This is a genomic window from Caulobacter segnis, assembly GCF_019931575.1.
Taxonomy (GTDB): Bacteria; Pseudomonadota; Alphaproteobacteria; order Caulobacterales; family Caulobacteraceae; genus Caulobacter; species Caulobacter segnis_C.
Genome location: NZ_CP082923.1, coordinates 2284320 through 2296182 on the forward strand (window position 1 = coordinate 2284320; position 11863 = coordinate 2296182).

The 11863-nt window shown below is 68.6% G+C and carries 7 protein-coding genes; 6 read left to right on the forward strand and 1 reads right to left on the reverse strand.

Annotated elements, in window-relative coordinates; genetic code table 11:
- Positions 1 to 195 precede the first annotated feature (195 nt).
- Genes K8940_RS10535 through K8940_RS10560 form a run of 6 tightly spaced genes read left to right on the forward strand, consistent with a single transcriptional unit; the run spans position 196 to position 10452 of the window.
- On the forward strand, positions 196 to 1065 hold the full coding sequence (locus K8940_RS10535) for a rhamnogalacturonan acetylesterase (protein ID WP_223395345.1): 870 nt from the start codon (positions 196 to 198) through the stop codon (positions 1063 to 1065).
- Between the two features lie 14 nt (positions 1066 to 1079).
- Positions 1080 to 3425 (forward strand): glycosyl hydrolase family 95 catalytic domain-containing protein, encoded by a 2346-nt coding sequence (locus K8940_RS10540; protein WP_223395346.1) that lies wholly within the window; start codon positions 1080 to 1082, stop codon positions 3423 to 3425.
- Positions 3422 to 4381 (forward strand): pectinesterase family protein, encoded by a 960-nt coding sequence (locus K8940_RS10545; RefSeq protein WP_223395347.1) that lies wholly within the window; start codon positions 3422 to 3424, stop codon positions 4379 to 4381. The genes K8940_RS10540 and K8940_RS10545 overlap by 4 nt, the downstream gene beginning before the upstream one ends.
- 13 nt (positions 4382 to 4394) lie before the next feature.
- Positions 4395 to 7514, forward strand: a complete 3120-nt coding sequence (locus tag K8940_RS10550; RefSeq protein WP_223395348.1) for a sugar-binding domain-containing protein — start codon at positions 4395 to 4397, stop codon at positions 7512 to 7514.
- Positions 7515 to 7540: 26 nt separating this feature from the next.
- Positions 7541 to 8770 (forward strand): polysaccharide lyase family 1 protein, encoded by a 1230-nt coding sequence (locus K8940_RS10555; protein ID WP_223395349.1) that lies wholly within the window; start codon positions 7541 to 7543, stop codon positions 8768 to 8770.
- A 44-nt stretch (positions 8771 to 8814) separates the two neighbouring features.
- Positions 8815 to 10452, forward strand: a complete 1638-nt coding sequence (locus K8940_RS10560) for an NAD(P)/FAD-dependent oxidoreductase (protein ID WP_223395350.1) — start codon at positions 8815 to 8817, stop codon at positions 10450 to 10452.
- 18 nt (positions 10453 to 10470) lie between these two features.
- On the opposite strand, the gene K8940_RS10565 is transcribed toward K8940_RS10560, so the two are convergent.
- Positions 10471 to 11544 (reverse strand): alkene reductase, encoded by a 1074-nt coding sequence (locus K8940_RS10565; RefSeq protein ID WP_223395351.1) that lies wholly within the window; start codon positions 11542 to 11544, stop codon positions 10471 to 10473.
- Between the last annotated feature and the right edge of the window lie 319 nt (positions 11545 to 11863).

Genomic DNA, 11863 nt, shown 5'->3' on the forward strand with positions numbered 1-11863 from the left:
GGGGAGGTCACGATGTTCACGCCGTCGAGTCGCGCCGCGAAAGGCGCATCCGGTGAGACGATCATCGTCGACGCTCCAGCCACCTTCTCCTTGAACAATTCGCCGCTCTAGGCGCCAGGACCGTCTCCCCCGAGACGCCAAACTGGGCGGCGCTGGTCCTTTCCCCGCGTCGCCCATCCTTCTTCGGAGTCGCGCATGCGTTTGAAGGCCCTGACCCTGGCGACCGCCCTGGCGCTGACGCCGTTGGCGGCGCACGCCCAGACGGCGGAGCCCGCGCCGGCGAAGTTCAAGGCCATCAAGATCGTGCTGGTCGGCGACTCCACCACGGCCGTGCTGGGCGGCTGGGGCCCCAGCTTCTGCGGCTGGCACGTGACCTCGTTCGCCGCCTGCATCAACCTGGCGCGCGGCGGGCGCTCCAGCGGCAACTACCGCGCCGAGGGCTCGTGGGCGCTGGCCATGGACGAGATCAAGTCCGGCGGCTTCACCGACACCTACGTGCTGATCCAGTTCGGCCATAACGACCAACCGGGCAAGCCCGGCCGCTCGACGGACCTGGCCACCGAGTTTCCGGCCAACATGAAGCGCTATGTCGAGGAGGTGCGGGCGGCCGGCGGCAAGCCGGTCCTTGTCACGCCCCTGACGCGCCGCCAGTTCAAGGATGGCAAGCTGATCGACGATCTGGGACCGTGGGCCGAGGCCGTGCGCAAGGTCGCCGTCGAGACCGGTACGCCGCTGGTCGACCTGCACGCCCGCAGCCAGGCGGCCGTCCAGGCCATGGGACCGGTCGAGGCCATGCAGTTCGCCCAGCGTCCGCCGTCGGCCGAGGTGGTCGAGGCCGCGACCAAGACCGGCACGACCATCGCCGCCAGCACGGGCGTCCCGGTCGCGCCCGGCGCGCCGGCGCAGAACCAGCAGAACAACGCCGCCGTCGAGCCGATGGGCCAGGCCAGGCTGTCGTTCGACTACACGCATCTGGGCGTCGTCGGCGCGGACTACTTCTCGACCATCGTCACGGACGAGCTGTCAAAGTCCGTTCCGGCCCTGCGCCGCTACCTGATTCCGTAAGCCTAGGTTTCGTCATGACCCTGACCCGCCGCTCTACGCTCGCCGTCCTCGGCGCCACGACGGCCCTGGCCGGAACCTCGGCCCGCGCCGCCGCGCCCAAGGCCTCGCCGCTGCGCCTGTGGTACCGCCAGCCGGCCAAGGAGTGGGTCGAGGCCCTGCCGGTCGGCTCGGGCAAGCTGGGGGCGATGATCTTCGGCGGCGTCGCGGCCGAGCGGCTGCAATTGAACGAGGACACCCTGTGGGCGGGCGGTCCGTACGAGCCGATTAATCCGGAGGCTCATGCGGCCTTGCCGGAGATCCGCCGCCTGATCGACGCGGGCGAATACGCCAAGGCCACCGACCTGGCCGACGCCAAGTTCATGGGCGTTCCCAAGCGCCAGATGTCCTACCAGACGATCGGCGATCTCAAGCTGGACTTCCCGGGCCTGGGCGAAGCGAGCGCCGACTATGTCCGCGACCTCGACCTCGACGGCGCCATCGCCACGACCCGCTTCACGGCCGGCGGCGTCCGCCATGTCCGCGAGGTGATCGGCAGCGCGCCGGACGGCGTGATCGCCGTGCGCCTGACCGCCAGCAGGAAGGGCGCGATCAATGTCGACCTCAGCTTCGCCAGCCCGCTGAAGTCCAAGCTGGTCTCGTCGGTCGAGGGCGCGCACCTGATCCTGGCCGGGACCAACGAGCCGTCGCAGGGCGTCGACGCCAAGCTGACGTTCGAGTGCCGCGTCGAGGTCAGGGCCAAGGGCGGCAAGGTCAGCGGGCAGGGTGGTGTCTTGTCGGTGAAAGGCGCCGACGAGGTCGTGCTGTTGATCGCCGCCGCCACCAGCTATCGCCACTATGACGACGTCTCGGGCGACCCGACCGCGCTGAACAAGGCGACCCTGGCCAAGCTTACCGGCAAGCCGTGGGCCAAGATGCTGGCCGAGCACCAGGCCGACCACCGGGCCCTGTTCCGCCGCGTCGGCGTCGACTTCGGCCGCACTCGCGCCGACCTGCTGCCGACGGACGAGCGCATCAAGCAGTCGCCGACCACCGACGATCCGTCCCTGGCGGCGCTGTACTACCAGTACGGCCGCTACCTGCTGATCGCCTGCTCGCGGCCGGGCAGCCAGCCGGCCAACCTGCAGGGGATCTGGAACGACAAGACGTTCGCGCCGTGGGGCGGCAAGTACACGATCAACATCAATACCGAGATGAACTACTGGCCGGCCGAGCCGACCGGCCTGCCGGAGCTGGTCGAGCCGCTGATCGCTCTGGTGAAGGACATCTCCGAGACCGGTACGCGGATGGCCAAGGCCATGTACGGCGCGCGCGGCTGGGTCACGCACCACAATACCGATCTGTGGCGGGCCACCGCCCCGATCGACGGCGCCAAGTTCGGGGTCTGGCCGACCGGCGGCGCTTGGCTCTGCAAGCACGTCTGGGATCGCTACGACTATGGTCGCGACCAGGCCTATCTCGAGCGGGTCTATCCGCTGATGAAGGGCTCGGCGCGGTTCTTCCTCGACACCCTGGTGGTCGATCCCAAGTTCGGGGTTCTGGTCACCAGCCCGTCGATCTCGCCGGAGAACGACCACGGCCATGGCTCGTCCCTGGCCGCCGGCCCGACCATGGACCAGGCGATCGTCCGCGACCTTTTCGACAACTGCCTGAAGGCCGAGGCCATCCTGGGGGCGGACGCAGCCTTCGTCGCCGAGCTGAAGGCCGCGCGTGACAAGCTGGCCCCCTACAAGATCGGCAAGGACGGCCAGTTGCAGGAGTGGCAGGAGGACTGGGACGCCGACGCCAAGGACATCCACCACCGCCACGTCTCGCACCTCTACGGCCTGTTCCCGTCGGACCAGATCTCGATCGACACCACACCCAAGCTGGCGGCGGCGGCCAGGCAGACCCTGGTCACGCGCGGTGACCTCTCGACCGGCTGGGCCATCGCCTGGCGTCTGAACCTGTGGTCGCGGCTGGGCGATGGCGACCACGCCCACGGCATACTGAAGCTGCTGCTGGGCCCCGAGCGGACCTATCCGAACATGTTCGACGCCCACCCGCCGTTCCAGATCGACGGCAATTTCGGCGGGACCTCGGGCATGACCGAGATGATCCTGCAAAGCCGCAACGACCGCATCTACCTGCTGCCGGCCCTGCCATCGGCCTGGCCGACCGGCCACGTCACGGGTCTGAGGGCGCGCGGCGCTGTCGGCGTCGACGTGCGTTGGACGGGCGGCAAGCTGTCCGAAGCGGTGCTGACCGCCAAGGCCGACGGCAAGCACACGGTGGTGCTCGCAGGCTCGACCCTCGACCTCGACCTCAAGAAGGGCCAGAGCGCGCGTCTTGTCGCCCGCGACGGCGCCTTGGTGCGGGCATGATCGGCAAGCGCATCTTCCTGGGCCTGCTGCTGGCCACGGCCCTGGCGGATGTCGCCTCGGCCGAGACCCTGCGGGTGGGGCCCAAGGCGGCCTACAAGACCCTGACCGCCGCCGTCGAGGCGCTGCCGGAGGACGGCGGCACGATCGAGCTGGCGCCGGGCGAGTACCGGGAGAAGGTGACGATCGCCAAGCCGAATGTCCGCCTAATCGGCAAGGGCGCGCGGCCCCAGGACGTGGTCGTCGTCTGGAGCGACGGGGCCCTGACGGCCGGCGGCACCTTCAAGTCGTTCACGATGAACGTCTCGGGCGACGGCTTCCGGGCCAGGAACCTGACGATCCAGAACGACTATCACCTGAAGGACCCGCGTCCGTCCCAGGCTGTGGCGCTGGCCATCACCGCCGATCGCGCCGTGCTGGAGAAGGTGCGGCTGCTGGGCGCGCAGGACACGCTCTATGCCGCGTCCAAGAAGGACAAGCCTAGCCGGCAGTATTTCAAGAACTGCTATGTCGAGGGGCACGTCGACTTCATCTTCGGCGACGCCAAGGCCTTCTTCGATCGCTGCCACATCCATGGCGTCGCCCACGAGACGGTGATGATCACCGCCCAGAGCAAGGTGCGGCCCGACCAGGACAGCGCCTATGTCTTCGACCGTTGCCTGATCACCGCCGACAAGGACGCCAAGTCGATCTGGTTCGGCCGCGCCTGGCGACCCCTGGCGACGGTGGTCTTCATGCGCTCGCGCATCGAGGCTCCGCTGGAGCCGGCCGGCTGGCGCGAGTGGACGCCGGGCAAGACCGAGACCCTGAACACCGCGACCTTCGCCGAGTACGCCTCGACCGGTCCGGGGGCGAGCCCCAAGACCCGCGAGCCGCGCACCAAGCAGCTGACCGCCGACCAGGCCAAGGCCTGGAGTCGCAAGACCTTCCTGGCCGGCTCCGACGGCTGGACCCCGTAAAGCAGAGTATCCCATGCGTATCGATCGCCGCGGTTTCCTGACCACCAGCCTGGGCGTCGCCGCCGCCACGGGCCTGACGCCGGCCGTGGGCCTGGCCGCCGAGCCGTCCCTGGCCATTCCCGACGACGGCTGGTCGCTGTGGATCGACCGGGACGCGGCCTGGAAGGATGACGTCATCCACCTACCGGGGACGTTCGAGCTGGCCAAGCTGCCCGTGAACCCGCCAACCGGCGGCTGGCGCGCGCTGGGCTCGGGCGAGGCGATCAAGGTCAACCTGCCGACCACGGTCGAAGAGCATTTCTGGGGCGCGTTCGGCACGCGGCCCTACGGCGCCGACGAGTATCGCTACGCCGAGGACGACGACGTGCCGCGCTATGGCGCCTACAAGGGCGTGTCGTGGTGGAGCCGGACGATCGACATCCCGGCCTCGGCCAAGGGCCAGCGGGTGATGCTGAACATCCGCGGCGCGCGGATGCGGGCCGAGGTGTTCCTGAACGAGCGGCTGGTCGGCTACTCGATCATGTCGGAACTGCCGATCGCCTGCGATCTCTCCGAGGCTATGCGGCCCGGCGAGGCCAACCAGCTGTCGATCCGCATCACCAATCCCGGCGGCCGCTTCGACTGGCGCGATTCCACGACCATGATGTGGGGCAAGCTGCGGTTCTTCGCTTCGCACGGCTTTGGCGGTCTCGACCGGGGCATGACCCTGAGCGTCCACCCGCGCGCGGCGCGGATCGATGACGCCTGGGTGTTGAACACGCCCAATCCGCGCCAGGTCACCGGCTTCATGGAAGTGGTGCTCGATAGGCCGCTACCGAAGGCGGGTCTCGACAGGCTGAAAACCAAGGCCGCTGTCGCGCTGACTGACGACAAGGGCGCGCCCGTGGCGGCGACGACCATGATCGAGGCCGTCGAGGCGCTGGACGAGCGCCGCCTGCGGGTCCGCTTCTCGGTCGCCGCGCCGAACGCCTCGCTGTGGGACTTGAAGACGCCCATCCTGCACCGGCTGCGCTTCCGCTGGACCGAGGCCAAGGGCGTGGTCGACACGCGCGAGGTTCGCTTCGGCTTCCGCTGGTTCGGCGTCGACGGGGTCGGGACCGACGCCCTGCTGCGCCTGAACGGCCGCCGCGTGCGGCTCTATTCGGCGATCTCCTGGGGCTATTGGGGCTTCAACGGCCTGTGGCCGACGCCGGAACTGGCCCGGCGCGAGGTCACCTCGGCGCACAAGCTGGGCCTGAACGCGCTGCACTTCCACCGCAACGTCGGCAAGCCCGAGGTGTTCGACGCGATGGACGAGATGGGCCTGCTGCGGGTGATGGAGCCCGGTGGGGGGCGTCACGCCATCGGCCGCGACCTCAAGCCCGGCGAGACGCTGTCCGAGGCCGACGCCTTCAGTCGCGCCTTCCTGGTCGAGAAGTGCAAGGCCATGGTCCGCGCATTCCGCTCGCGGCCATCGCTAGTGCAGTACACCCTGCAGAACGAGATCGGCGCCAACCTGGCCAATCCCGACGTCCAGGCTGTGCTGAAGGCCATGCACGACCTGGACCCCAGCCGGGCGGTCGTGCTGAACGACGGCTTCGTCAAGCGTGGCGCGGCCCAGGCCATGTACCTGCCGTACAACGACCACTACTACCGCTCGGACGTCGAGGAATGGGGCGGCTGGTGGGTCGAGCACCAGGGGGCCGGCGACCAGTGGTACGACAAGTTCTACCGCTCCAAGGACGACTACATCCACATGCAGAAGGGCAAGCCCTTCATCGTCGAGTTCGGCGAGATGCAGGGCTGCGCCACGGCTGACAACCACGAGGCCATGGTCGTGGAGATCCTGGCCAGGGGCGGCAAGAGCTACGACCTGCAGGACCACAAGGACATCGTCGCGGCGACCAACAGTTATATCGAGCGGTGGGGCTTCAAGTCGGCCTTTCCGACCAGCGAGGCGCTGTTCCTGTCGGTGGGGCGCAAGGTCTATGAGTCCTGGCGCAACTACCTGGAGAACATCCGCCTGGGCGAGACCGTCGACGTGGCGGCGATCTCGGGCTGGGAAAGCACCGCGATCGAGAACCATTCGGGCATCGTCGACGTCCTGCGCGGCTTCAAGGCCGATCCAATCCTGATGAGCCAGGCTCTACGGCCGGTCATGGCGATCGCCAAGCCCCGGGCTTTGGCCTATGCGGCCGGCGAGACCGCCGAGCTGGACATCTGGCTTTTCAACGACAGCGGCCAGGCCGCGACGGGCGACGTCGTGCTGAGCCTGGTGGGCGAGGGCGGTCAGGCCCAGGAGCTGGGCCGCTGGCCCGCGCCGGCCCAGACGCCGGACCAACTGAGCTATCTGCTGACCGAGCGCTTCCGAACGCCGGCCCTGACCCGTGAGGGACTCAACACGATCCGCGTGACGTTCGGCGACGTCGTGTCCGATCGCGAGATCTGGGTGACGGCCGAGGCGCCCAAGCCCGTCAAGCCGATCAGGATCGGCGTCTCGGGGATCGCCAGGAGCCTGCGGGAACAGTTGCTGGCCCTGCCGAACGTGATGGTCGAGGACTTCAAGCCGGGCGTGCGCTACGCCGGCATCGTCGCTTCGGGCCTGAAGACCGACGAGATCGTCCGGCGTCAGGTCGGCGAGCAGACCGGCCTTGAGGCCCAGCCCAAGAAGGGCGAGAAGCCGGTGGTCGTCCTGGGCGAGCTGCCGCCCGAGGTGCTGGCCGCCGCCAAGGCCGGTGCGCCGCTGCTGGCCATAGTCCAGGAAGACGGCCTGGCCGACGGCGTCGCCAAGCAGCTCTCGGGCCTGGGTCTCTTCGACTATGCCGGCCAAGTCGGTGGCCTGCGCGCGCCGTGGATGGGCAACTGGAACTATGTGCGAGCGCATTCGACCTTCGCCGGCCTGCCGGCCGACATGGCCATGAGCGTGCTGCACCAAGTCGAGGGACAGCCCTCGAACGGCCTGATCATTGACGGCCAAGGCGTCGACGTTATCGCCGGCTACAGCCGCGACCACGACCGCAAGAACGGCGCGGCCAGCTTCGTCGTCCGCAAGGACAAGGCCCGCGTGCTTGTTCACCGCCTGCCGGACATGGTGGGGCCGCTTCAGCGGCGCTGGTTGGCCAACGCGGTCGGCTGGCTGGCGACCGACGCCTGAGACCAAGAACAAGAGGGAGGGCTACCATGATCACCCGTCGCGACACCCTGCTGGCCGCCGCCCTGGCGGCCACGCCTGGCCTCGCCCTGGCCTCGCCCCGCAAGGCGCCGTTCGAGCGCCTGGGCTGGGCCGGCAAGACGCCCGGCGGCGACGCCGGCAAGGTGATCCGGGTCAAGACCCTGGCCGGCGGCGGTCCGGGCTCGCTGCGGGAAGCTATCGCCGCCAAGGGGCCGCGCACGATCGTGTTCGACGTCGGCGGGGTGATCGACCTGGCGCGTCACAGCCTCAAGGTCACCGAGCCGTTCTTGACCATCGCCGGCGAGACCGCGCCGTCGCCGGGGATCACCCTGATCAAGGGCAGCCTGGCCATCGAGAGTCACGACGTCATCATCCGTCACATCCGCGTGCGCGCCGGCCGCGACGGCGAACCCAGCAAGAGCGGCTGGGAGGTTGACGGCATCACCTGCTGGAAGGCGCGCGACGTCATCGTCGACCACTGCTCGACCAGCTGGGCCACGGACGAGAACCTGTCGGCCTCGGGCCCGCGCTTCTCAGGTGGCGAGGATCCGGCCGGTTGGCGCGATGGGACCTCGCACCGCATCACCTTCAGCAACAACATCGTCGCCGAAGGCCTGTCGAACGCCAGCCACGTGAAGGGCGAGCACTCCAAGGGCAGCCTGATCCACGACAACGCCTACGAGGTGCTGATCGCGCGGAACCTCTACGCCCACAATCGCGAGCGCAACCAGCTGTTCAAGGGCGGGGTCGAGGCGGTGACGGTGAACAACCTGATCTACGACCCCGGCACGCGCTGCATGCACTACGCCCTGAACGCCAGCGAGTGGGTCGGCCACCAATGGCGCGTCGGCCAGTTGGCCATCGCTGGCAATGTGGTGAAGGGCGGGGCCTCGACGCGGCCGGACCTGCCGTTCCTGATTGTCGAGGGGCAGGGGGATCTGGAGCTCTATGCCTTCGACAACCCGGCCCACTACGCCGACGGGACCGAGATGCCGCCAGTGCGGATCCTCAACACCGACCCGTTCCCGAAGATCAAGCATCTGACCAAGCCGCCGTTCTGGCCGGCGGGGCTGAAGCTGATGCCGTCCAGCCAGGTCGAGGCCCATGTCCTGGCCAATGCCGGGGCGCGGCCGTGGGACCGCGACGCCGTCGACCGTCGGATCGTCCGCGAGGTGAAGGCGGGTACGGGGCGGGTCATCGACGACGAGCAGGAGGTCGGCGGCTATCCGAAGGGCTGAGCGCCGAGTAGCGCGGCGGCGCGCTTCCGGCTAAGACCCGCGCCATGCTGCGTATTTCGGAATTGAAGCTGCCGCTCGGCCATCCGCCGGAGGCCATGGCGCCGGCCATTGTCGAGCGCCTCGGCATCGCGCCCGAGGACCTGCTGAGCCATGGGGTCGCCCGGCGCGCCCACGACGCGCGCCGCAAGTCGGCGATCCTGATGGTCTATTCGGTCGACGTCGAACTGCGCGACGAGGCCGAGGTGCTGCGCCGCTTCGAGGGCGACCACCATGTGCGCGTCACGCCCGACACCGATTACAGGTTCGTGGCCAAGGCGCCGGAAGGCTTCGACGGCCCACGCCCGGTGGTCATCGGCGCCGGCCCCTGCGGCCTGTTCGCCGGCCTGATCCTGGCCCAGATGGGCCTCAAGCCGATCATCGTCGATCGCGGCAAGGTCGTGCGCGAACGAACCAAGGACACCTGGGACCTGTGGCGCAAGAGCGAGCTGAACCCGGAATCCAACGTCCAGTTCGGCGAGGGCGGGGCGGGGACCTTCTCGGACGGCAAGCTGTACAGCCAGATCAAGGACCCGCGCTTTCTGGGCCGCAAGGTGCTGGAGGAGTTCGTCGCGGCCGGCGCGCCGGAAGAGATCCTGACAGAGGCTCACCCGCACATCGGCACCTTCCGCCTGGTGCACATGGTCGAGCAGATGCGCGCGCTCATCGAGAGCCTGGACGGCGAGTATCGCTGGCGGCACAAGGTCGAGGACTTCGACATCGAGGTCGCCGCCGACGGCGCGCGCCAGCTGAAGGGGCTGCATATCGCCGGGGAAGGCTACCTGCCGGCCCGTCACGTGGTCATGGCCCTGGGCCATAGCGCGCGCGACACCTTCCAGGTGCTCTATGATCGCGGCGTCCACATCGAGGCCAAGCCGTTCTCGATCGGGGTGCGGATCGAGCATCCGCAGTCGTGGATGGATAAGGCCCGGTTCGGGGCCTGCGCCGGCCACCCCGATCTGGGCGCGGCCGACTACAGCCTGTCGCACCACTGCAAGAACGGCCGCACGGTCTACAGCTTCTGCATGTGTCCGGGCGGCACGGTGGTTGCAGCGACGTCGGAGCCCGGACGGGTCGTGACCAACGGCATGAGCCAGTATTCCCGCAACGAGCGGAACGCCAATTCCGGCTTCGTCGTCGGCATCGATCCCGAGCGTGACTATCCGGGTCATCCGCTGGCGGGCGTCGAGTTCCAGCGCAAGTGGGAGAGCCTGGCCTATGTCGCCGGCGGCTCCAGCTACAAGGCGCCGGGCCAGAAGGTCGGCGACTTCATGGTCGGCCAGCCGTCGACGGAATTCGGCGAGGTCCTGCCGTCCTACAAGCCGGGCGTGACCCCGACGGACCTGTCGGCCTGCCTGCCGGACTTCGTGATCGAGGCGATGCGCGAGGCCTTGCCGGTGTTCGGTCGCCAGATCGCCGGCTACGACCATCCGGACGTCATCCTGACTGGCGTCGAGACCCGGACGTCCTCGCCGATCCGGATCACGCGGGGCAAGGACTTCCAGAGCCTGAACACCGCCGGCCTGTTCCCGGCCGGCGAGGGCGCGGGCTATGCTGGCGGCATCCTCTCGGCGGCGGTGGACGGCATCAAGGTCGCCGAGGCGGTGGGGCGCGCCTACATGGCCGAGGGGCTGATCCCGGCCTAGAGGGCGCGCCCGCGGGCCTTATTCGGCCAACTCGCTGACCTGCTCAAGCGTCGGATAGTCGGTATAGCCCTTGGCGTCGGAGCCGTAGAACGTCGCGAAGTCGGGCGCGTTCAGCGGCGCGCGCTTTTGTAGGCGTTCCACGAGGTCCGGATTGGCGATGTAGGCCTTGCCGAACATCACCGCGTCGGCCTTGCCGGTTGCGATCGCAGCGTTGGCGCTGTCGAGGTCGAACTTCTCGTTGGCGAAGTAGAGCCCGCCGAACGCGGCCTTCAGCGCCGGACCCAGGCTGTCGGCGGCCTCGTATTCACGGGCCGAGACGAAGGCGATCTTACGCTCGCCCAGGGCCTTGGCGACGTAGCCGAAGGTGGCGGCCAGGTTGCTGTCGCCCATCGAGTGGCTGTCGGCGCGCGGGGCCAGGTGGACGCCGACGCGACCGGCGCCCCACACGGAGACAACCGCGTCGACGACTTCCAGCAGCAGGCGGGCGCGGTTCTCGATCGAGCCGCCATACTGGTCGGTGCGAGTGTTGGAGCCGTCCTGCAGGAACTGGTCGAGCAGGTAGCCGTTGGCGCCGTGGATCTGCACGCCGTCGAAACCGGCGGCCTTGGCGTTCTGGGCGCCCTTGCGGAAGGCCTCGACGACGCCGGCGACTTCCTCGGTCGAGAGGGCGCGCGGCGTGGGGTAGGGGCGTTCGGGGCGCAGCAGGCTGACATGGCCCTTGGCGGCGATGGCGCTGGGGGCGACGGGCAGCTCGCCGTTCAGGTGCGACGGGTCGGAGATCCGGCCCACGTGCCAGATCTGCATAAAGATGCGGCCGCCCTTGTCATGCACGGCCTTGGTGACCTGCTTCCAGCCTTCCGTCTGGTCCTGCGACCAGATGCCAGGCACGCCGGCGTAGCCTACGCCCTGCGGCGTCACCGGCACGCCTTCGGTGATCAGCAGGCCCGCCGAGGCGCGCTGGCCGTAGTACTCGGCCATCAGGGCGTTGGGGATCTGGGTCGGGCCGGCGCGCAGCCGGGTCAGCGGCGCCATGACGACGCGGTTGGGCAGGGTAAGCTCGCCGACGCGCAGCGGGTCGAACAGGTTGGGCATAGAAGACTGTCCCTCAGGAAAGGGGCGCCGACCCTCCGTCGGCGTCTGCGCAGCTATCTGGGGGTGTCGCGCCCTATCGCAACCGCAACAGGATCTATTTCGTCTGAAAGGGAGGCGGTGAAAATCTGAAAATCTAAAGGCCCTGAATCGCGGATGGGCCGGGTTCTGACGGTTGAAACGCGGAATTAGCGTGCAGAGCGCTGCCGGGAGCTGCTTTGCTGCTGTGCAAAACGACACTGTTTGCGGGTCGTAGCCGCTGAGAACGCGGTTTTGCGATTGCCGGTTCGAGGTATCGGCCGCCTCCTGTTCACGACACGGG